Annotated in this window: 21 protein-coding genes and 1 tRNA gene; 15 read left to right on the plus strand and 7 right to left on the minus strand. The window is 74.2% G+C overall.

What is annotated here, in order from left to right:
- The first annotated feature begins 61 nt into the window (after nucleotides 1-61).
- On the plus strand, nucleotides 62-1513 hold the full coding sequence (locus ACSDG8_RS00290; RefSeq protein ID WP_210894681.1) for a polysaccharide biosynthesis tyrosine autokinase: 1452 nt from the start codon (nucleotides 62-64) through the stop codon (nucleotides 1511-1513).
- Here the strand turns inward: ACSDG8_RS00290 and ACSDG8_RS00295 are convergent.
- Entirely contained in the window at nucleotides 1494-2048 is a 555-nt protein-coding gene (locus ACSDG8_RS00295) for an arsenate reductase/protein-tyrosine-phosphatase family protein (RefSeq protein WP_210894679.1), read from the minus strand. The two genes, ACSDG8_RS00290 and ACSDG8_RS00295, sit on opposite strands and share 20 nt — an antisense overlap.
- Before the next feature lie 144 nt (nucleotides 2049-2192).
- On the opposite strand from ACSDG8_RS00295, the gene ACSDG8_RS00300 reads away from it, so the two are divergent.
- From ACSDG8_RS00300 to ACSDG8_RS00325, 6 genes are all read left to right on the plus strand, one after another.
- Nucleotides 2193-3434, plus strand: coding sequence for a glycosyltransferase family 4 protein (locus ACSDG8_RS00300; RefSeq protein ID WP_210894677.1), 1242 nt, complete (start codon nucleotides 2193-2195; stop codon nucleotides 3432-3434).
- Nucleotides 3435-3531: 97 nt separating this feature from the next.
- Nucleotides 3532-5316: a DUF4012 domain-containing protein gene (locus ACSDG8_RS00305; protein ID WP_210894675.1), complete on the plus strand. Its 1785-nt coding sequence runs from the start codon at nucleotides 3532-3534 to the stop codon at nucleotides 5314-5316.
- Between the two features lie 13 nt (nucleotides 5317-5329).
- The gene (locus ACSDG8_RS00310; RefSeq protein ID WP_210894674.1) at nucleotides 5330-5950 is read left to right on the plus strand and encodes a hypothetical protein; all 621 of its coding nucleotides are present in this window, start codon (nucleotides 5330-5332) and stop codon (nucleotides 5948-5950) included.
- A gap of 98 nt (nucleotides 5951-6048) precedes the next feature.
- The gene (locus ACSDG8_RS00315; RefSeq protein WP_210894671.1) at nucleotides 6049-6465 is read left to right on the plus strand and encodes a protein-tyrosine phosphatase family protein; all 417 of its coding nucleotides are present in this window, start codon (nucleotides 6049-6051) and stop codon (nucleotides 6463-6465) included.
- Nucleotides 6466-6565: 100 nt separating this feature from the next.
- Nucleotides 6566-7867: a D-alanyl-D-alanine carboxypeptidase family protein gene (locus tag ACSDG8_RS00320; RefSeq protein ID WP_210894669.1), complete on the plus strand. Its 1302-nt coding sequence runs from the start codon at nucleotides 6566-6568 to the stop codon at nucleotides 7865-7867.
- Nucleotides 7868-8008: 141 nt separating this feature from the next.
- Nucleotides 8009-9292, plus strand: coding sequence for a D-alanyl-D-alanine carboxypeptidase family protein (locus tag ACSDG8_RS00325; RefSeq protein ID WP_439427500.1), 1284 nt, complete (start codon nucleotides 8009-8011; stop codon nucleotides 9290-9292).
- A gap of 15 nt (nucleotides 9293-9307) precedes the next feature.
- On the opposite strand, the gene ACSDG8_RS00330 is transcribed toward ACSDG8_RS00325, so the two are convergent.
- Entirely contained in the window at nucleotides 9308-10333 is a 1026-nt protein-coding gene (locus ACSDG8_RS00330) for a LacI family DNA-binding transcriptional regulator (RefSeq protein ID WP_210894665.1), read from the minus strand.
- A 199-nt stretch (nucleotides 10334-10532) separates the two neighbouring features.
- On the opposite strand from ACSDG8_RS00330, the gene ACSDG8_RS00335 reads away from it, so the two are divergent.
- The 3 genes from ACSDG8_RS00335 to ACSDG8_RS00345 are packed head-to-tail and all read left to right on the plus strand — an operon-like array spanning nucleotide 10533 to nucleotide 12922.
- Nucleotides 10533-11498 (plus strand): acetylxylan esterase, encoded by a 966-nt coding sequence (locus ACSDG8_RS00335; RefSeq protein ID WP_210894663.1) that lies wholly within the window; start codon nucleotides 10533-10535, stop codon nucleotides 11496-11498.
- Between the two features lie 48 nt (nucleotides 11499-11546).
- Entirely contained in the window at nucleotides 11547-12371 is an 825-nt protein-coding gene (locus ACSDG8_RS00340; protein ID WP_210894661.1) for a M15 family metallopeptidase, read from the plus strand.
- Nucleotides 12372-12415: 44 nt separating this feature from the next.
- Nucleotides 12416-12922: a DinB family protein gene (locus ACSDG8_RS00345; RefSeq protein WP_210894658.1), complete on the plus strand. Its 507-nt coding sequence runs from the start codon at nucleotides 12416-12418 to the stop codon at nucleotides 12920-12922.
- 10 nt (nucleotides 12923-12932) lie between these two features.
- Here ACSDG8_RS00345 and ACSDG8_RS00350 read toward each other — a convergent pair whose 3' ends face one another.
- The gene (locus ACSDG8_RS00350; RefSeq protein ID WP_439427501.1) at nucleotides 12933-13706 is read right to left on the minus strand and encodes an alpha/beta hydrolase; all 774 of its coding nucleotides are present in this window, start codon (nucleotides 13704-13706) and stop codon (nucleotides 12933-12935) included.
- 147 nt (nucleotides 13707-13853) lie between these two features.
- Here ACSDG8_RS00350 and ACSDG8_RS00355 point away from each other — a divergent pair, with 147 nt between their 5' ends.
- From ACSDG8_RS00355 to ACSDG8_RS00365, 3 genes are all read left to right on the plus strand, one after another.
- On the plus strand, nucleotides 13854-14246 hold the full coding sequence (locus tag ACSDG8_RS00355) for a hypothetical protein (RefSeq protein WP_210894654.1): 393 nt from the start codon (nucleotides 13854-13856) through the stop codon (nucleotides 14244-14246).
- Between the two features lie 302 nt (nucleotides 14247-14548).
- A tRNA-Glu gene (locus tag ACSDG8_RS00360) sits at nucleotides 14549-14622 on the plus strand.
- A 30-nt stretch (nucleotides 14623-14652) separates the two neighbouring features.
- Nucleotides 14653-15852: an RtcB family protein gene (locus ACSDG8_RS00365; RefSeq protein ID WP_210894652.1), complete on the plus strand. Its 1200-nt coding sequence runs from the start codon at nucleotides 14653-14655 to the stop codon at nucleotides 15850-15852.
- A 32-nt stretch (nucleotides 15853-15884) separates the two neighbouring features.
- Here ACSDG8_RS00365 and ACSDG8_RS00370 read toward each other — a convergent pair whose 3' ends face one another.
- From ACSDG8_RS00370 to ACSDG8_RS00385, 4 genes are all read right to left on the minus strand, one after another.
- A complete protein-coding gene (locus ACSDG8_RS00370) occupies nucleotides 15885-16049 on the minus strand; it encodes a hypothetical protein (protein WP_210894650.1) in 165 nt (54 codons plus the stop codon).
- The gene (locus ACSDG8_RS00375) at nucleotides 16046-16264 is read right to left on the minus strand and encodes a helix-turn-helix domain-containing protein (RefSeq protein ID WP_013476639.1); all 219 of its coding nucleotides are present in this window, start codon (nucleotides 16262-16264) and stop codon (nucleotides 16046-16048) included. Before ACSDG8_RS00375 ends, ACSDG8_RS00370 begins: the two co-directional genes overlap by 4 nt.
- Nucleotides 16264-16743 carry a DUF2975 domain-containing protein gene (locus ACSDG8_RS00380; RefSeq protein ID WP_116506070.1) on the minus strand — a complete coding sequence of 160 codons (480 nt, stop codon included), beginning with the start codon at nucleotides 16741-16743 and terminating at the stop codon, nucleotides 16264-16266. Before ACSDG8_RS00380 ends, ACSDG8_RS00375 begins: the two co-directional genes overlap by 1 nt.
- Before the next feature lie 64 nt (nucleotides 16744-16807).
- Nucleotides 16808-17401: an HD domain-containing protein gene (locus tag ACSDG8_RS00385; protein WP_210894648.1), complete on the minus strand. Its 594-nt coding sequence runs from the start codon at nucleotides 17399-17401 to the stop codon at nucleotides 16808-16810.
- Nucleotides 17402-17540: 139 nt separating this feature from the next.
- On the opposite strand from ACSDG8_RS00385, the gene ACSDG8_RS00390 reads away from it, so the two are divergent.
- Together ACSDG8_RS00390 and ACSDG8_RS00395 are read left to right on the plus strand one after the other, a co-directional pair.
- Nucleotides 17541-18497 (plus strand): TolB family protein, encoded by a 957-nt coding sequence (locus ACSDG8_RS00390; protein ID WP_210894646.1) that lies wholly within the window; start codon nucleotides 17541-17543, stop codon nucleotides 18495-18497.
- 107 nt (nucleotides 18498-18604) lie between these two features.
- Nucleotides 18605-19381 carry a methyltransferase domain-containing protein gene (locus tag ACSDG8_RS00395; protein ID WP_439427502.1) on the plus strand — a complete coding sequence of 259 codons (777 nt, stop codon included), beginning with the start codon at nucleotides 18605-18607 and terminating at the stop codon, nucleotides 19379-19381.
- Nucleotides 19382-19428 lie beyond the last annotated feature (47 nt).

Genomic DNA, 19428 nt, shown 5'->3' on the forward strand with positions numbered 1-19428 from the left:
GCTTTTAGGGGGCTTTCGTGCAGTTTCATCGGCAGACCGGCGTGTCGCGGGGGAGGGCGTGATGGACGTTCTCGGCTACCTGCGCCTGGTCCGACGCCACTGGTGGATCGTGTTGGTGACGGTGATGCTCGCCCTGGGCACCGCCGCGCTCGTGACGGTCCGGACAGCGCCTCGGTACGAGGCCTCGGTGACGTTCTTCGTCACCACGCCCAGCCAGGGGGTCACCGACGCCTACCAGGGCAGCCTCTTCCTCCAGCAGCGGGTGAAGTCCTACGGTGACCTGCTCACCAGCGACCGGCTGGCGCAGAGCGTGGTGGCCGACGCGCCGCTGGGCCTCACCGCCGACCAGGTGCGCAGCCGGATCCGCACTGCCAGCACCACCGGCACGGTCCTGCTCAAAGCCACGATCACCGACACCGACCAGACCCGGGCGCTGAAGACCACCGAGACGCTCGCGACGAAGTTCACCGAGCTGGTACGCAAGGTGGAGACGCCGCCGGACGGCAAGGCCCCGCCGATCAAGATCGAGGTCGTCAGCGGTCCCCGGGTGACGTCCAACCCGGTCTCCCCGCAGCCCACGCGCAACCTCGTCATGGGCGGCCTGCTGGGCCTGCTGCTCGGCGCCGCGCTGGCCGTGCTGCGCGGGCTCGCCGACGTCCGGATGCGCGACGGTGCCGCGCTGCAACGGGTGACCGGCAGCCCGCTGCTCGGCGAGATCCCGTACGAGACCGGCGCGAAGGCGGCGCCGCTGATCGTCGGCGCGGCGGCCACGTCCGCCCGGGCCGAGGCGGTCCGCAAGCTGCGCACCAACCTGCGCTTCGTCGACGTGCACGAGCCGGCCCGGGTCATCGCGGTCACGAGCGCGCTGCAGGGCGAGGGGAAGACCACGATGGCCTGCAACACCGCCATCGCGCTGGCCGAGGCGGGCTGGCGGGTCCTGCTCATCGACGCCGACCTGCGCCGTCCGAAGGTGGCCGACTACCTCGGCCTCGACGGCGGCGTGGGCCTCACCGACGTGCTGGTCGGCGACGTCCAGGTCGGTGACGTGGTGCAGCGCTGGGGTGAGAAGTCCCTGCTGGTGCTGCCCAGCGGCGCCACCCCGCCCAACCCGAGCGAGCTGCTCGGCTCGAAGTCCATGGCGGACCTGCTGGTGGCACTGCGGGACTCGGCCGACATCGTGGTCATCGACACCGCTCCGCTGCTGGCCGTCACCGACGGCGTGGTGGTGGCCGTGCAGGCCGACGGCGCGCTCCTGGTCACCCAGCAGGGCCGGACCTCACGCAGCCAGGTGGCGGCGGCCGCGAACGCGCTCAGCTCGGTCTCGGTGCGCCTGCTCGGCTGCGTGCTCAACATGGCCAAGGTGGCCAAGTCGGACGCCTACCAGTACGAGGCGTACAAGGTGGTCGTGCCGCCGGCCGCGCCTTCGGTGCCGGCCGACCGGGCCGGCAGCCGCCGGGGCGCCAAGGCCGTCGGGGGCGACCGGACGCAGGAACTCACCCGGCTTTCGCGATGAGCGCGAGCACGGGGCGGATCGACCGCTCGATCTCCTCCGCGCACCGCCGGAAGTCGGCCGGCGACCCGCCGATCGGGTCGCGCAGGTCGTCCACGTCGGGGGCGGCTGGTTGCAGCCGCCCCCGGGCGCGGACGGCGGCCGACACCGCAGCCCGCAACGGCGTGCCCGCCTCCGCCTCGTCCGCCCTGGCCTCGAAGGCCAGCCGGGCGAACTGCCGGAGCGTGAACGTCCGGGCCAGCGTGGCCGGGGCCATCGCGGTGCAGGCCGAGCGCTGGCGGCGGGTCGCGGTCAGCACCAGCGCCGCGCCGGTCAGGTGCTCGGGGCGCAGCCGCCGGGTGCGGAAGGCCGCCGGGTCCGCGCCGGTCCGGGCGGCCACCTCGACCGCGTACGGGTGCATGGCGGCCCCGTCGATCGCGTCGGTGCCCGCGCTGGCGACCGCCAGCGGCAGGTCGGCCAGCATCCGGCGGGCGATGAACTCCGCCATCGGTGACCGGCACATGTTCGCGTGGCAGACGAAGAGGACCTCGTCGACCATCTGCACCCCTCTCGTCGGCACGGTCGCGGCGCAGAGTGCCGCGACGGCGTTCTTCCGGCGGTCGCGGCCGGACGCAGAGGGGTTGCCGGAATCGTACGCGCCGCGCCGTGCGCCCGTCCGGCAAGCCGCGCCGGGAGCGTGGACATGAGGATCGGCATCCTGTCGTACCACTTCCCGCCGGAGCCGGCGTTCGTCCCGGGCAGCCTGGCCGAGGAGTTGGTCGCCCGGGGCCACGACGTGCGGGTGCTCACCGGGTTCCCGGACTACCCGGGTGGCCACGTCTATCCCGGCTGGCGGCAGCGCTGGCGGCACCAGACGCACAGCGAGCGGCTGACCGTACGCCGGGTGCCCCGGTACGCCGGGGGCGACGGCTCGCCCCGGGGCCGTACCGCGAGCTGGCTCTCCTTCGCCGGCAGCGCCGCGCTCGCCGGGCCGGGCCTGCTGCGCGGCGTCGACGCGCTCTACGTCTTCGGTCACCCGGCGGTCACGTTCGCGGCGTCCGGGCTGCTGCGGCTGCTCGGCCGTACGCCCACCGTCCTGCACGTACAGGACGTCTGGACCGAGCACGAGCCGGACCCGGCGCGCAGCCACCGGGAACCGGCCCGGCTGGAGGCCGCCACGCGCCGCCTCTACCGGGAGGCGGCAGTGGTGGCGGTCAGCTCGCCGTCCATGGGAGACCTGGTTCGCGCCCGCGGGGTCGACCCGGCACGGGTGCGTACGGTGCTCAACTGGACCGACGAGCGCATCTTCCGCCCGACCCAGGCCGGTCCGGCCGTCCGTCAGATGGTCCGCCGGGACGACCGCTGCGTGGTGATGCACGCCGGGACGATCGGCGCGCGCCAGGGCCTGGAGACCGCGGTCCGCGCGGCGGCGGCGCTCGGCGACCGGATGGACCTGGTGCTGGTCGGCTCCGGCCCGCAGGAGCGGCGGGTGCGGGGGCTCGCCGCCGACCTCGGCGCGGACAACGTGCGGTTCGTGGAGCGGCGGTCCGCCGTGGACATGCCGCAGCTCTACGCGGCCGCGGACTATCAGCTCGTCGCGCAGCGCGACCTGCCCGAGCTGCGGGGGACAGTGCCCGCCAAGCTCCAGGCCGCGCTCTCCTGTGCCGCGCCGGTGGTGGCCTCCGCCGGTGGGGAGACCGCGGAACTGGTCGAGCGGGCCCGTGCCGGGCTGTCCTGCCCGCCGGAGGACTGGGCGGCGCTCGCCGACCGCTTCTGGCTGGCCGCCGCCATCCCGGCGGCCGCCCGGATCGACATGGGCAGGCGGGGCCGGGGCGTCTACCTGCGGGAGATGTCGATGCGGGCCGGCGTGGACCGGATCGAGGCCCTTCTGCACGAGGCGGCGGGCATGGCGCCGAGCCGAGGAAACCTCGCAGAAGCGATGTAACCCCCTACAAGGGCGGAATCGCCGCTAAAGGCCGCTTATCCGTGCTAGAAAGCAATCGATTGCGAAAACTGTCTTATTCGTCCCGTAGGAGGATTCTGTGTCCGGACCCGGTCCTGCGCCCGGCCGACGGCGGCGCTCGCGGCGGCGTCGGCGCGCCCGGGTCCGCCGGATCCTGCTGACCGGGCTGGTCGTCGTCTCGGTCCTGCTCAGCGCCGGCGGCTGGGTCGCGTTCCGGGGCTGGCAGGCCCGCGCCCACCTGGTCAACGCCGCCGGGCTGGCCAAGGAGCTCAGCGCCCAGGTGCTCGACGGCGACGTCGCCCGGGCGCAGCGCACGCTCGCCGCGTTGCAGGAGCAGGCGGCCGCCGCGCGCGGCGCGACCGGGGATCCGGTCTGGTGGGCCGGCCAGCAGGCCCCGTACGCGGGGGACAACCTGGCGGCGGTGCGGCAGATCTCGGTGGCGGTGGACGACCTGGCCCGGCTCGCGTTCCCCACGCTGCTGCGGGTCGACCTGGCCTCGCTGGTGCCGAAGCAGGGCCGGCTGGACCTGGCCCGCCTGCGCGCCGTCTCGGCCGAGGTCTCGGCCGCCGACCAGGCGGTCCGCACCACCGCCCAGCGGTTGCGGCAGGTGCCGGTGGACGACCTCGTGACGCAGGTGCGCGACGCGGTCACCGCGCTGCGCGCCGAGCTGGACCAGCTCGGGGAGCTGACCTCGGCGGCCGATCGGGGCGCGCGGCTGCTGCCGCCGCTGCTCGGCGCGGACGGGCCGCGCAGCTACCTGCTGGTCTCGCAGAACCCGGCCGAGCTGCGCGCCACCGGCGGAATGTTCGGCGCGTACGCCGTGCTGCGTGCCGAGGGTGGACGGATCCGTCTGGTGAAGCAGGGCAGCTCGTCGGACCTGCGGTTCTTCGACCCACCGCTGAAGATCGGCGCGGAGGCGAAACGGCTCTGGGGCGAGCTGCCGGGCATCTACCCGGCGGATGTGAACCTCAACCCGGACTTCCCGGCCGCCGCCGCGCTCTACCGGGAGATGGTGCGCCGCCGGACCGGCACCACTGTGGACGGCGTACTGGCGGTGGACCCGGTGGTCCTGTCGTACCTGCTCGGCGTGGTCGGTCCGGTGACCGTGCCGGACGGTCCGTCGCTGGCCGCCGCCACCGCCGTGCGGACGCTGCTGAGTGACTCCTATCGGGACCTGGAGACGAAGGACCAGGACGTGTACTTCGCCCGGGCCGCATCCGGCGTTTTCGACACCTTGTTCACCAAGACGGTCGACCCACGGTCACTTTTGACCGTTTTTAGCCGTTCCATCAATGAACGTCGGATATTGTTCTGGAGTGTCCGATCTGACGAGCAGCGCGCACTGGCCGACACCCGGCTGGCGGGTCAGCTCCCGGAGAAGGACACCGTGCCGACTGTCGGCGTGTTCCTCAACGACGGCAGCGGCGCGAAGCTCGGTTACTACCTCAGGTTCTCGGCCACCGTGACGGTCGGCGAATGCCACCCGGACGGGCGCCGCGAGCTGCGGCTGAAGGTCACGGTGCACTCCACCGCCCCGAAGTCGGGCCTGAGCAAGTCGGTCACCGGGCTGGCCCTGTCCGGCGACAAGTACACCGCACGCACCTTCGTCTCCGTGCACACGCCCACCGGGGGCGCCGTCCTCACCGGGCGGCTCGACGGCCGGGACACCGCGATGGGCAGCGGCACCGACGGCCGCCGCCAGGTGGCGGTGGCGAAGGTCGAGACCGGCCCCGGGCAGACCCGGACGCTCGACGTCACGGTGCTCACCGGCCAGACCGGCGCCGGGACGGCCGAGCTGGTGCACACGCCAACCGTCACCCCATGGACCACCCAAGTAGTCAACGCACCAAGCTGTGAACAGTAGGAGGGAAACCATCATGCGGCTATCCCGCATCATCATGGCGCTCACGGTGGGCCTGGCCGTAGCGGCCGTGCCGACCGCGGCCGGGGCGGCGCAGCCGCAGCCCCCGGTCTACCCGCCCAACAGCGCATCGCTGACCGTCTCACCGACCACCATCCGGCTCGGCGAGACGTTCACCCTGCGGGGTTCGGGCTTCGCGCCGAACGAGACGGTCCGCATCGACGTGGCGATCACGGGCCTGCCCGCGGCCGCCCCGGCCGAGGGGTCCGCGCGGCGCAGCGACGGCAGCACGGTGGCGATGGCGCCGGTCGCCTACACGCCCAACCGGGCCCAGCCGCAGCCCGCGCCGACCACGTTCACCGTGACGGCCGACGCCAACGGCAACTTCACCGTCACCTACCGCCCGACCCGGCCGGGCCGCTACACGTTCACCGCCACCGGTCTGACGTCGGGTCTGATCGCCAGCGCCACCGGCACCGTCCTGCCGCCGCGGCCGACCAAGTCCCCGCACCACGGCGGTCTGCCGGTGACCGGTGACAGCATCGGCACGCCGCTGAAGCTCGGTGGGGGCCTCGCCGCCGCCGGTGCGGTGCTGCTGCTGGCCTCCATGGCCTGGCGTCGCCGTCGCCTCGGCTGATCCGAGGTACGCCGGGGACGACCCGGCCCGATCGTGAGTGCCCGCCGGACCACGTCCGGCGGGCACTCACGTGTCCCGGCGTTCGGACAGAATGAGCCATGGACGCGACACCGTGGACCGACCGGACCGGCCTGCTCACGCTGCCCGGCGGCGCCACCGTACGCGGGCGCCGGATCGCCTCGCCCGCCTCGCCCGCCGACTTCGCGCTGCTGCTGGCGCCCGGCCCCGAGCCGCAGTGGCCGGCCCGGCGCGTCCGCTGGCCCGACTTCTGGATCCCGGCCGACCGTGCCGACGCGCTCGACGCGCTGCGGGAGGCGTGGCGGCGCGCGTACGCCGGACAGCGCGTCGAGGTGGCCTGCCACGGCGGCGTCGGGCGCACCGGCACCGCGCTCGCCGCCCTCGCCGTGCTGGACGGGCTGCCGCCCGGGCAGGCGGTGGCCTGGATCCGGTCCCGCTACCACCGGCGGGCGGTGGAGACGCCGTGGCAACGGTGGTGGTTGCGTGGCGTGCGCTGACCCCCGGCCGGTCACCGACCGGGACCGCATGATCAACGCCGCGTCACGGTCCCGGTGAGCCGGCCGGAGCTGATCAACGGGCTCGGTATGGTGCCTTCTCATGAGAGCCCGGGTCCTGGCCGTCGCCACCGCCGTCACCCTGCTCGCCGCCGGGACGCCCGCACCGGCGTCGGCCACCCCCGTAAGGGCCCTCGCGCCCGCCGCCACCGCGCCCTGCCCCCGGCTGCCCGCGCCGAAGGTGAGCCGGCCGCCCCGCCCCACCCCGCCGCCGTCCTCGCCGGAACAGCTGACGGTGGGCGGGGAGGCGCTGGCCGGCGCCGGCCTGGTCACGCCGCCGGGCAGTCCCGCGCCACCGGCGGTCACCGCCACCACGTGGCTGGTGGCGGACCTGGACACCGGCGCCGTGCTGGGCGCGTGCGGGCCGCACGTCCCCGGCACGCCGGCCAGCACCCAGAAGCTGCTGCTGGCCGCCACCATGCTGAACCGTCTCGACCCGAAGCAGGTGGCCGTCGCGACCCGCGCCGACCTCGACATCGAACCGGGCAGCTCGGCCGTCGGGCTGCTCGTCGGCGGCCGCTACAGCGTCGAGACGCTCTGGCTGGGCCTGATCCTGCAGTCCGGCAACGACGCGGCGAACATGCTGGCCCGCCTCGGCGCCGGCAGCGCCCGGGCCGGCGTCGCCGAGATGAACGCGCAGGCCCGGCGGCTCGGCGCCGGGCAGACCCACGCCGTCACGCCGTCCGGGCTGGACGGTCCCGGGCAGTTCACCAGCGCGTACGACCTGGCGCTGATCGCGCGGGCGTGCTTCGCCGACGACGCGTTCCGCCGGTACGCGCTCACCGAACGCACGCAGATCCCGGCCCAGCCCGCACTGAAGAAGGGCGGGTTCCAGATCCAGAACGAGAACCAGCTGATCTACCGCTATCCCGGCGCGCTCGGCGGCAAGACCGGCTTCACCGAGCTGGCCCGGCACAGCTACGTGGGCGCCGCGCAACGCGACGGACGCCGTCTCGTGGTGACGCTGCTCGGCGCCGAGGCCCGTCCGGTACGCGGCTGGCAGCAGGGCGCCCAGCTGCTCGACTGGGGCTTCGGACTGCCCCGGGACGCCTCGGTCGGCCGGCTGGTGGAGCCGGGCGAGCGGGACGCCGAGGCGGCGGAACTCCGCAACGCTCCCGCCGCCGAGCCGGCCCGTACCGTCTCCCCGCCGTGGCGGGGACCGGCCGGGACCGCGCTGCGCCGCATCGGCGACGGAGACTGGCGGATGATCGTGCCGGTCGCCGGCCTGCTGGCCCTCACCGTCGGCGGGGTGGTGGCGGTGCTCGCCGCCCGCCGGAGCCGCCGGGTGGGCGTGGTCGCCGCCCGCCGGGGCCGACCTCGCCGCCGCGGCCGCCGTCGCGCCTGACGCCTGATCGGCCCGGACGCCGCGGCGCCCGGCGTGTCACGCCGCACGGCGGGCGCAGGAGCGTACCGCGCGACCCGGGGGCCGGGGCACGAATCCCGGAGCCGGTGACCCGTTCGGGTCGGCGTGGCTAGCGTCCGGGTCATGAGGACCTGGGGACCCTTCGTGGCGCTGGCCGCTGCCCTGCTGGTGCCGGTGTCGGCGACACCAGCCGTGGCGGGCGTCCGCACACCAGCACGCCGGCTGCCGTCCGCGCCGCCCTGCCCGAACGTGCCGCCTCCGGCGACCCGGCCGCCGCAGCCGCCGCCCACGCCCGACCCGGCCGCGCGGGCTGTCGGCGGCCCGGCGCTGGACACCGCCGGGCTGATCGTCCCGCCCGCGTCGTCCGCGCCGCCGGCGGTGACCGCCACCTCCTGGGTGGTCGCCGACCTGGACAGCGGCGCGGTGCTCGGCGGCTGCGGCCCGCACGAGTACGCGGTGCCCGCGAGCGTGCAGAAGCTGCTGCTGGCCGCCACGATGCTGCCCCGGCTGGACCCGGACCGGGAGGTCACAGTGACCGCCGGGGACCTCGCGGTGGAACCGGGCAGCTCCGCGGTCGGGCTGGTCGAGGGCGGGCGCTACCGGATCGAGACGATCTGGCTGGGACTGCTGCTGCGCTCCGGCAACGAGGCGGCGAACGCGCTGGCCCGCCTCGGCGGCGGACCGGACGGGCTGACCGGCGGGGTACGGGCGATGAACGAGGAGGCGCACCGGCTCGGCGCCCGGCAGACCCATGCGGTCACCCCGTCCGGGCTGGACGGTCCGGGCCAGTTCACCAGCGCGTACGACCTGGGGCTGATCGCGCGGGCGTGCTTCGCGAACCCGGCCTTCCGCCGGTACGCCGCCACCCGTACGGCGCAGATCCCGGCCCAGCCGCCGCTGCGGAAGAAGGCGTTCGCGATCTCGAACGACAACATGCTGCTGGACCAGTACCCGGGCGCGATCGGCGGTAAGACCGGCTTCACCGACCTTGCCCGGCACACGTACGTCGGCGCCGCCGAACGCGGCGGGCGGCGGCTCGTGGTGACGCTGCTCGGCGCCGAGGTGACCGCCCAGCGGGGCTGGCAGCAGGGCGCCGCGCTGCTGGACTGGGGATTCGCGCAGCCCCGGGACGCCTCGGTCGGGCGGCTGGTCGAGCCGGGCGAGCTGGACCGTACCGCACCCCCGGCGGGCGGGGCGTCGGCCCTGGCCGGGCACGCCGACCTGCGCGGCGGCGCCTCGGGTCCCGGCACGACGCCCGGCGCCGGTGTCACGGTGGCGGTGGGCGCGGTGCTGACGGCCGGGGGAGCGCTGCTGCTGGCCCGACGGCGCCGGCACGCCGCGGCGGCGGCCGCCGCCATGTCGACCGGGCCGGTTCTGCGCGAGCCGGAAATTCCGGAACAGGACTGAAAGGAGCGGTCCGGGTCAGCGGCAGGCGGGCCCCGCGGTGCTGTCGCGCACCACGAGTTCGGTGGCCAGCTCGACCCGGGGCGAGTCGATCTCCTCGCCCTGGGCCAGCCGCAGCACGGTACGCGCGGCGAGCCGGCCCATCTCCACGAGCGGCTGACGCACTGTGGTCAGCGGCGGTGAGGCCCAGCGCGCCTCGGGCAGGTCGTCGAAGCCCACCACGCTCACGTCGTCGCAGACCCGCAGGCCGCGCCGGCGCACCGCCTCATACACCCCGAACGCCATCTGGTCGCTGGCCGCGAAGATGGCCGTCGGCGGGTCGTCCAGGTCGAGCAGCGCGCCACCGGCGGTGAAGCCGGAGGCGTGGTAGAAGTCGCCGGGCTGCACCAGCCGGTCGTCGGCGGCCACACCGGCGGCGGCCAGCGCGGCGCGGTAGCCGTCCAGCCGGGCCCGGCTGCACAGCAGGTGCGGCGGGCCGGCCACGAAACCGATGCGGCGGTGGCCGAGCTTGAGCAGGTGCTCGGTGGCGGCCAGGCCGCCGGTCCAGTTGGTGGCGCCGATCGCCGGCACGTCGGTGGCGGCCACGCCGGCGGCCGGGTCGACCACCACCACCGGCACGTTGAGGCGGCGCAACTGCGCCTGGACCGCCGGGCTCAGGTGCGAGGTCACCACGATCACGCCGTCGGACGCGCGGGCGCGCAGGTTGTGCAGCCACTGCCGGGTGGAGCTGGACTCGCGGTGGATCGCCGAGACGACGGTGCCCACGCCGGCGGCGTGGCTGACGTCCTCGACACCGCGGATGATCTCCACGGCCCAGGGGCTGTCCAGGTCGTTGAAGACCAGGTCGACCAGATCCGCCCGGCGCACCGTACGGCTGCCCCGGCGCCGGTAGCCGTGGTGGCGCAGCAGCTCCTCGACCCGCTCCCGAGTGTCGGGAGCGACGTCGGAACGCCCGTTGAGCACGCGCGACACGGTCGGGACCGAGACGCCGGCCTCCCGTGCGATCGCGGTGATGGTCACCCTGCGCTCGTCGTCCGCGCTCACCCGTGTTCCCTTCGCCGGCTGCCGGAACCGACCGGTAGACCGTCCCGCCCCACGCACATCTTGCCGTACGCCGAGCCCTTGACGACAGGCCGGACCGGCCCTAGCGTTCGCACGAGTTGCGGAAACGTTCCGGAAATGCCCCCGTCATCTCCCGACGGCTCGCCGTCCACCCCCGACGAACGACGAGGAAAACCGAGGCGTGTTCACTGACCTGACCGAGGCCGAACTCCGTACCTACCGCAGCGACCTGCACGAACCGCCGGACTTCGACGCCTTCTGGGCTGACACTCTGGCACAGGCGCGCTCGTGCGGCGACCCCGTGACGGCGACCCCGCTGCCGACACCGCTGACCGGTGTCGACGTCTTCGACGTGACCTTCCCCGGCTTCGCCGGCCAGCCGATCCGCGCGTGGCTGCGGGTGCCGCGCGGCGCGACGGCGCCGCTGCCCACGATCGTGCAGTACGTCGGCTACGGCGGCGGGCGCGGCCACGCGCTGGAGAACCTGCTCTGGTCCGCCGCCGGCTTCGCCCACCTCCAGATGGATACGCGCGGCCAGGGCTCGGAGTGGAGCCGGGGCGACACCCCGGACGTGGCCGCCGCCGGGCCGCAGGCGCCGGGCATGGCCACCCGCGGCATCGAGGACCCGAACAGGTACTACTACCGGCGTTTCCTCACCGACGCGGTCCGCGCCGTGGACGCCGCGCGCGAGCTGCCCGCCGTCGACCCGGACCGGATCGCCGTACTCGGTCACAGCCAGGGCGGCGCCGCCGCGCTCGCCGCCGCCGCGCTGGCGCCGGCGGTACGCGCGGCGGTGGCGCACGTGCCGTTCCTCTGCGACATCCCGCGCGCGATCACGATCACCGACACGGCGCCGTTCCGGGAGATCCGGGACTACCTCGCCGTGCACCGCGACCGCGAGGAGCAGACGCTGCGCACGCTCGGCTACGTCGACGGCGTCGCGTTCGCCCGCCGCGCCACGGCGCCCGCCCGGTTCTCCGTGGCGCTGATGGACGACATCGTCCCGCCGTCCACCGTCTACGCCGCCTACCACGACTACCGCGGCGACAAGGACCTGACGGTGTGGCGGTTCAACGGCCACGAGGCGGGCGGCATCGACGACGACGCCGCAGCCGTCGACTTCCTCCGTACCACGCTGGGCGGCTGACCACCGATTCCGCCGATGCCGGCCCGCCGGGGCTGGTAGACACGGCGGGTGGGCACCGGCAGACGCGCGACGGCGGTCCTCGCCGTGGCGGCCACGCTGCTCGCAGCCGCCTGCCAGCGGCCGTCCCCGTCCCCGTCGCCGTCCGCGCCGCCGTCGCCCACCCCGACCGGGCCGAGGGCCCCGGCCGACATCGTGGACCTCACCGCCGTCGACCCCACCGTCCGCACCGACATCCGGTACGCGGGCCCGCACAACTTCGTCGGCCGTCCGATCGACGGGTACGCCGAACCGCGCTGCCTGCTCACCCGCCCGGCGGCGCAGGCGCTGCACCGGGTGCAGACCGCCGCGCTCGCCGGTGGGCACAGCCTCAAGGTGTACGACTGCTACCGCCCGCAGCGCGCGGCGGACGACTTCGTCGCCTGGGCGAAACTCGCCGGCGACCAGCGGATGAAGGGCGAGTTCTACCCCGCAGTGCCCAAGGACCGGCTGTTCGCCGACGGCTACATCGGCGCGCCCACCGCGCACAGCCGGGGCAGCACCGTCGACCTGACCCTGGTACCGGTGTCCGGGCCCCCGCAGGCCGCGTACGCGCCGGGCCAGCCGCTGGTGCCCTGCACCGAGCCGGCCGGCCGCCGCTTCGCCGACGACTCGATCGACATGGGCACCGGGTTCGACTGCTTCGACCCGCGCGCCCACACCGCCGACGCGCGGATCAGCGACACCGTCCGGACCAACCGGGACCTGCTGCGCGAGCTGATGTCCGCGCAGGGCTTCGAGAACTATCCGCTGGAATGGTGGCACTACCGGTACGTCGACGAGCCGTACCCGGACACCTGGTTCGACTTCCCGGTGGCCGGCTCGTCACTGCGGTGACGCGGTTGTTCCACCAAGATCGATCGCAGCTAGGCTGGGCGTTCATGGAGACCGAACGGATCGGCCCGCCGCTGCTCGCCGACGAGCGGGAGTCACTGCGCGCGTTCCTCGACTTCCACCGGGCCACGCTGGCCCTCAAGTGCGAGGGACTGACCGACGAGCAGTTGCGCAGGCAGGCGTCGCCGCCGTCCACGCTGTCCCTGCTCGGCCTGGTCCGGCACATGGCGGAGGTGGAGCGCACCTGGTTCCGCCGGGTCATCGCCGCCGAGGACGTGCCGCTGGTGTGGTCGGACAGCGGCGACTTCCAGCAGGCGTACGACGCCCGCGACGCCGACGCGGCGGAGGCGTTCGCGGCGTGGCGGCGGGAGATCGAGCACGCCCGGCGCATCGAGCGGGAGGCCGCCTCGCTCGACGTGACCGGTCACCAGGCCCGCTGGGGCGAGGACGTGTCGCTGCGCCTGGTCATGCTGCACATGCTGCACGAGTACGCCCGCCACAACGGGCACGCCGACCTCATCCGGGAGGCGATCGACGGCACCGTCGGCGTCTGAGCCCGCCCGGTCAGCGCCCGCGCAGCGGCAGCCAGGCGAGCACGTCCTGGATGCGGGCGTCCCAGTACGCCCAGTCGTGGTCACCCGGACCGAAGTCGACGGTGACCGGCACGTCGCGTTCGCGGGCCACGTCGAGGAACCGCAGGTTGTCCTCGTACAGGAAGTCCTCGGTGCCGCAGGCGACGTAGAGCGCCGGCAGGTCGTCGCCGGAGCGTTCCAGCAGCCCCACCGTGTCGTCGTCCGCGGGCACCGGGTCGTCGCCCCACACCGTGTGCCACACCGCCGGATCGACCGGGCGGGTGGGGTGGTGGCGGCGGCGCGTCACGTTCAGCCCCCCGGACAGGCTGGCCGCCGCCGCCAACCGCTCCGGCCGGCGCAGCGCCCACTTCACCGCACCGTAGCCGCCCATCGACAGGCCCGCGACGAACGTGTCCTCCCGGCGGTCGGACAGCCGGAAGTACGACCGGCACACCTCGGGCAGCTCCTCGCTGAGGAACGTCCAGTAGCGGTTGCCGTGCGCCTCGTCGCAGTAGAAGCTGCGGTGCGCCTGCGGCATCACCACGGCCAGCCCCAGCGCGGCGACGTACCGCTCGATCGACGTCTGCCGGGTCCACGCCGTGTCGTCGTCGGTCAGCCCGTGCAGCAGGTAGAGCACCGGCGGGTCACCGTCCGCGCCGGAAGCCGCCATGCCGATCCCGGCGGCGCCCCGGTCGGGCAGCAGCACCGTCATCGAGGTGCCCATGCCGAGCGCCTCGGAGAAGAAGTCACACCGGATGTGCGCCATGAGGCGGCAGCGTACCCCGCAGGGGTTCGATGAGGGCGTTCCTATTGCCCCGGGGCGGTCGCACGGGACAGGATGGCCGTGCGTGCCGGTAACACACCCGTAACCTGCGCGCTGCTGGTCTCTGTCACAAGGAAGTGGGAGTCAGGCATGAGCGACGTGTCCGCCGCACTGGGTGTGCGCCTCTACCCGGACCTGGTCGAGCCGGGCGGTCTCGCGCCCGCGCTCGTGGCGACCGCCGCCGCGCACCAGCTCGACGTCGGCGCGGTCACCGCGCCCGAGCAGGGGCGCAGCCGCTTCACCTGCGCCGAGATGACCTCGCCCCGGGGCGTCGTCTGCGTCAGCCTCGGTTCCCAGGCCCGCTACTTCATGATCGACCTGCGGGTGGACGGCGACGTCCAGGCCCGCGGCGACGCCACCGACCTGCTTCAGGTCGCCCAGGTGGCGGCCGCCTGGCGGGCCGGCATCACGCTCGCCGAGCTGACCGCGCGCTACCCGTTCATGGAGGAGATGCGCCGCCACCCGGTCGCCCACGCCGGCTGACCACCAGAGAATTTCGTGTTGCCGCCCGTGTGCGGCGGCCGTACCGTGAGCGGGCAACGTCGATCTGATCCACCAGGGGAGTCCACCGTGTCGCAGCAGAACCGCACCCGCGCCGAGCGGCAAGCGCCGCGCGCCGGTGCCCTGCTGCCCGAATCGGGCACGGGCCGGGAACGGCAGTGGCAACCAGGGTGGTGGCGCGTCTAGCGCCGGCGCGACGATCCGCGCGAACCGCCCGTCCCCAGACCGGAGCCGGGCGGTTCTCCGTGTCCGGGGCAGATCCCCCGACGGCGTACGCCGTCCACGGGCCGTTGGAGCAAATGGGCAGCTCACCCGGCTCTCAACCGGGAGGCTACGGGTTCGAGTCCCGTACGGCCTACGTCAGACGGACACGAGCAAGGAGACGACGATGGGTTTTACCCCGCTGGCCGGTACCCGGGCGCCGGTCCGGGTCTGGACCGACCCGTACACGATCGAGGCGCAGGCGGCCCGGCAGCTGCGCAACATCGGCGCGCTGCCGTGGGTGCAGGGCGTCGCGGTGATGCCGGACGTGCACTTCGGCAAGGGCGCCACCGTCGGCTCGGTGATCGCGATGCGGCAGGCCGTGTCGCCGGCCGCGGTCGGCGTGGACATCGGCTGCGGCATGTCCGCGGTGCGGACGTCGCTGACCGCCGCCGACCTGCCCGACGACCTCGCGCCGCTGCGCTCGGCGATCGAGGCGGCGATCCCGGTCGGCTTCGCGATGCGCGACGACGCGGTGGACCCGCGCCGGGTCCGGGGCCTGGAGCAGTCCGGGTGGGACGAGTTCTGGCGGCGGTTCGGCACGCTGGACCGGAAGGTCGCGCAGCTCCAGACGCGGGCGCAGCGGCAGCTCGGCACGCTCGGCGGCGGCAACCACTTCATCGAGGTGTGCCTGGAGCAGGGCGGCCCGGACGCCGGCCGGGTCTGGCTGATGCTGCACTCCGGTTCCCGCAACATCGGCAAGGAGCTGGCCGAGCGGCACATGGCGGTGGCGCGCGGGCTGCCGCACAACACCGACCTGCCGGACCGGGACCTCGCGGTGTTCCTCGCCGGCACGCCGGAGATGGAGGCGTACCGGCGGGACCTGTGGTGGGCGCAGGAGTACGCCCGCCGCAACCGGGCGGTCATGCTCGCCCTGCTGAGCCAGGTGGTCCGGGAGGCGTTCCCGCACGTCGGCTACGACGAGCCGATCTCCTGCCACCACAACTATGTGGCGCAGGAGAGCTACGACGGCGTGGACGTGCTGGTGACCCGCAAGGGCGCGATCCGGGCCGGCAAGGGGGACCTGGGCATCATCCCCGGCTCGATGGGGACCGGGTCGTACATCGTGCGCGGCAAGGGCAACGTCGACGCGTACTGCTCGGCGTCGCACGGCGCCGGGCGGCGGATGTCGCGGGGGCAGGCGAAGCGGACGTACAGCACGGCGGACCTGGCCGCGCAGACCGCCGGTGTGGAGTGCCGCAAGGACGCCGGGGTGGTCGACGAGATTCCCGGCGCGTACAAGGACATCACCGAGGTGATGGCGCAGCAGGACGACCTGGTCGAGGTGGTCGCCCACCTCAAGCAGGTCGTCTGCGTGAAGGGTTGAGCGGCAGGGCCGGCGTCGAGGGGGCGTCGGCCCTACCGGGTACGCCGGGCGACGCGTACGCCGATGGCGATCGCGCCGATGACGAGCAGCGCGGACAGGAGCTGCAGGCCGGGGGAGTCGTCCGCCTCCCCGTACACGAAGCCGGCGACGCCCAGCGCGACGGCGAGCAGGGCCACGGCGGCGGCCAGGTATCTCATCGCTCCTCCTCGTCGGCGACCCATTCGAGCAGGTCGCCGGGCTGGCAGTCGAGCACCCGGCACATCGCCTCCAGGGTGCTGAAACGTACGGCCTTGGCGCGGCCGTTCTTGAGCACGGCGACGTTGGCCGGGGTGAGCCCGACGCGCTCGGCGAACTCGCCGACGCTCATCTTGCGCTTGGCCAGTTCGACGTCGATGCGCACGACGATCGGCATCAGATCACCGCTTCCATGTCGGTGCGCAGCGTGGTGGCCTGGCGCAGCAGCGCGCGCAGCACCACCATCAGCAGCCCGAGCACGCTGACGCCGGTGACCAGCAGGAACAGCAGCAGCGGCAGCCCGGGGTCGTCGGCGTTGAAGCCGACGTAGAGGAAGACGCCGACGAGCACCACCCAGGCGGCGGCGACCGCCCAGACGATCCCGTCGACCCAGCCCAGGGACGCCTCGGTGAAGATGCGGTCGCGCTTGACCAGGGTGAGCAGCTGCCAGGTGCAGACGATCACCACCTGCACGCACAGCACCCAGAAGATCGTCACGGCGGTGGCGGGCCATCGCAGGTACGCCATGTCCGGGTCTTCCCGGGCCATGTGGGCGAACTGGCCGGGCAGCGACATGGTCTGGAAGAGCACCAGGATCGCGAACAGCAGGACCAGGAATGCGCGGAGCGGCGTCACCGCGCGTGTGGCAGTAAGCATGCATCGACTATCGCGCGGAACCTATCGAAAGTCAATCGGTTCCGATTGCGTGGCGAGCGGCGCGTCAGTCGTACACCGGATGCTCGGCCTGGAACGCCAGCCGGCGGTCCGCGCCCGCGGCCAGCTCGGCGAGCACGTCGTCCAGGTCCAGGAACGTCTGCCAGCGCTCCTGGCCGGTGATGTCGGCGAGCCGGTCGACCACGAGCTGCTCCAGGTCGGTGACCCGGCGGCCCTTCCACACCTTGTCGGCGAGGCTGACCAGCAGGTCCTCCAGCTGCACGCCGGGGGAGTGCCAGGCGGCGTGGGTGACGGCGAAGCGGGCCCGCTCCTCGGGTACGCCGAAGCGCAGCAGCAACTGGTAGCCCGCCTCCTCGTGCGCGGATCCCGGGCCGGTCAGCTCGGCCGGATGCTCGACCTTGCCGAGGTCGTGCACCGCGGCGCCGAACAGCACCGCCTGCCTGTCGAACGGCACCGCGGCGAACCGGTCGGCGAACGCGGCGGTCAGGCGCCAGGCGACGTCGTGCACCAGCCGCAGGTGCGCGCCCAGGCGCGGCGGGGCGGCGACGGCGGCCAGCAGCTCGACCGCGACGCCGGGCAACGGGAGCAGCGGCGGGTCACCCGGCTCGGTGAGGGCGCGGCGCAGGGCGTCGGAGGTCATCGCAGCGAGCGTACCGGTCCGCGCCGCTCTCACCGGCGGTGATGGACGAGCAGCCGAACGTGAAGCGGCCGGTCGTCCGATTCCCGTCGATCGATCCACTCGCGAGGGTGAGGGCCACGTCTCTCACGGGGGTTGCCGAATGACCGCAATGAATCGTCGTGCCCTGCTGCGTACCGCCGCGCTGACCGGGGTCGCGGCCGCGACCGGGCTGGCCGCCACGTCCACCGCCGGGGCCGCCGCGCCCGCCGCCGACGCGGTCAACGGGCCGTGGCTGGTCAGCGTCGGCTGGGGCGTGCTCCAGGTCGACCCGGGCCGCACCACGCCGCGGGAACTGCTGCCGAACGGGGACCACGCCAAGACCTCGCCGGACGGCCGGTACGTGGCCTGGGTCAACACGGGCCGCTCGGGCGACGGCACGCTGGAGCCGTTCGTCGCGGTGTACGACCGGAACACCGGCCAGAAGCGCACGCTGCTCGCCGACCCGTTCGGCGTCCATTACGGCGCGCCGACCTGGTCGCCGGACGGCACCGAGATCGCGCTGGTCACCGGCGAGAACAACGACCGGCTGATCGCGGTGAACGTGGCCACCGGAGGCACCCGGGTGCTGGTCGAGGGGCACCCCATGGCCGACCCCGACTGGTCCCGGGACGGCTCGATGATCGTGGTGCGGTGGCGCAGCCGCTCGCAGGGCCCGCAGCTGCGCGTGCTCGAACTCGCGACCGGCGCGGTGCGGCCGATCTACACGCCGGCGCCGGGCGAGATGTTCGGCTCGCCGGTCTTCATGCCGGACTCCGGGCGCGTGGTGTTCTGCACCGACCGCTGGTATCCGGACCTGGAAACGCTCAACCAGTCGCTCGCGTCGGTGCGGATCAACGGGACCGGGCTGAAGAAGCTCACCGACGAACCCCGGTTCTACCTGTCGCCGGTGTTCTCCCCGGACGGCCGCTACTGCGCCGCGCTGTCGATCCCGCCGGAGAACGAGTACCCCGACGGCGGCAACATCATCGTGTCCACCAGCGGCTTCGGCGAGCAGTGGTGGATCCCCGGCGACGAGTACGACGACAGCACCCGGCTGGACTGGGCGCGCGCGCTCTGACGCCCGGCCCACGCCCGGCGGTGCGGATGTGCGCGCCGCCGGGCGTGACCGGTGCGAGGCTTGGTGCGGACGCCGCCGACGGGGCCAGTGTCCGCTGTGGAGGGATGATGGCCGAGCCGCCGACCGGAACGTCGTCGCACCGCGCGCTGGCGCACGGCCGGCAGGCCAACCACCGCCGGTACCACGACGGCGCGGAGGTCGACGGGTACGTCGACGACCCGTACCACCGGGTGCGCCGCGCCGTCGCGGCCCGGCTGATGGCCGAGGGGGTGACCGGCGGCGGGCCGGTGCTGGAACTGGGCTGCGGGCCGCGCGGCATGCTCGACCCGGCGGCGCTGCCCGGCCCGCTCGTGCTCGCCGACATGGCCGAGGCAGCGCTGGGCACGGCCCGCGCGGTCACCGGCGGCCGGGCGCTGCCGGTCTGCCTGGACGCCACCCGCGGGCTGCCGTTCCGCGCCGGCAGCTTCGCCGGGCTGCTCGCCGGGGAGCTGATCGAGCACGTGTACGACCCCCTGGCGCTGCTGCGGGAGTGTCACCGGGTGCTGGCGGCGGACGGGCTGCTGGTGCTCACCACCCCGAACCTGGCGCCGGTGCAGGACCGGCTGGCGTTCCTCGCCGGCCGGGCGCCGCGCCAGGTGGACCCGCTGCACCCCTATCTGTGGCTGCACATCCGCCCGTTCACCGCCTCGCTGCTGCGCCGGACGCTGCGGCGGGCCGGGTTCACGCCGGTGGCCCTGCGCTCCAACGAGGTCGGCTGGCGGCTGCCCGGCGGGCGGTGGGTGGCCTCGCGCCGGCTGGCCCGCGCCGCGCCCGGGCTCGGCGGCTCGCTGATCTGCGCCGCCCGCCGGCAGGGCGGGCCGTCGCCGGCCGGAAACAGGGTGTGATGGCGACATTGACAGCGGGCTATCATGGAGGTTCCGTCGTCGACCGG

Source organism: Micromonospora sp. LA-10, from assembly GCF_051853095.1.
Taxonomy (GTDB): domain Bacteria; phylum Actinomycetota; class Actinomycetes; order Mycobacteriales; family Micromonosporaceae; genus Micromonospora; species Micromonospora echinospora_A.

Coding starts and splice junctions, on each gene's coding strand:
- ACSDG8_RS00290 (WP_210894681.1), top strand. CDS start 62: ATGGACGTTCTCGGCTACCTGCGCCTGGTCCGACGCCACTGGTGGATC.
- ACSDG8_RS00295 (WP_210894679.1), bottom strand. CDS start 2,048: ATGGTCGACGAGGTCCTCTTCGTCTGCCACGCGAACATGTGCCGGTCA.
- ACSDG8_RS00300 (WP_210894677.1), top strand. CDS start 2,193: ATGAGGATCGGCATCCTGTCGTACCACTTCCCGCCGGAGCCGGCGTTC.
- ACSDG8_RS00310 (WP_210894674.1), top strand. CDS start 5,330: ATGCGGCTATCCCGCATCATCATGGCGCTCACGGTGGGCCTGGCCGTA.
- ACSDG8_RS00315 (WP_210894671.1), top strand. CDS start 6,049: ATGGACGCGACACCGTGGACCGACCGGACCGGCCTGCTCACGCTGCCC.
- ACSDG8_RS00320 (WP_210894669.1), top strand. CDS start 6,566: ATGAGAGCCCGGGTCCTGGCCGTCGCCACCGCCGTCACCCTGCTCGCC.
- ACSDG8_RS00325 (WP_439427500.1), top strand. CDS start 8,009: ATGAGGACCTGGGGACCCTTCGTGGCGCTGGCCGCTGCCCTGCTGGTG.
- ACSDG8_RS00345 (WP_210894658.1), top strand. CDS start 12,416: ATGGAGACCGAACGGATCGGCCCGCCGCTGCTCGCCGACGAGCGGGAG.
- ACSDG8_RS00350 (WP_439427501.1), bottom strand. CDS start 13,706: ATGGCGCACATCCGGTGTGACTTCTTCTCCGAGGCGCTCGGCATGGGC.
- ACSDG8_RS00355 (WP_210894654.1), top strand. CDS start 13,854: ATGAGCGACGTGTCCGCCGCACTGGGTGTGCGCCTCTACCCGGACCTG.
- ACSDG8_RS00365 (WP_210894652.1), top strand. CDS start 14,653: ATGGGTTTTACCCCGCTGGCCGGTACCCGGGCGCCGGTCCGGGTCTGG.
- ACSDG8_RS00370 (WP_210894650.1), bottom strand. CDS start 16,049: ATGAGATACCTGGCCGCCGCCGTGGCCCTGCTCGCCGTCGCGCTGGGC.
- ACSDG8_RS00375 (WP_013476639.1), bottom strand. CDS start 16,264: ATGCCGATCGTCGTGCGCATCGACGTCGAACTGGCCAAGCGCAAGATG.
- ACSDG8_RS00380 (WP_116506070.1), bottom strand. CDS start 16,743: ATGCTTACTGCCACACGCGCGGTGACGCCGCTCCGCGCATTCCTGGTC.
- ACSDG8_RS00385 (WP_210894648.1), bottom strand. CDS start 17,401: ATGACCTCCGACGCCCTGCGCCGCGCCCTCACCGAGCCGGGTGACCCG.
- ACSDG8_RS00390 (WP_210894646.1), top strand. CDS start 17,541: ATGACCGCAATGAATCGTCGTGCCCTGCTGCGTACCGCCGCGCTGACC.
- ACSDG8_RS00395 (WP_439427502.1), top strand. CDS start 18,605: ATGGCCGAGCCGCCGACCGGAACGTCGTCGCACCGCGCGCTGGCGCAC.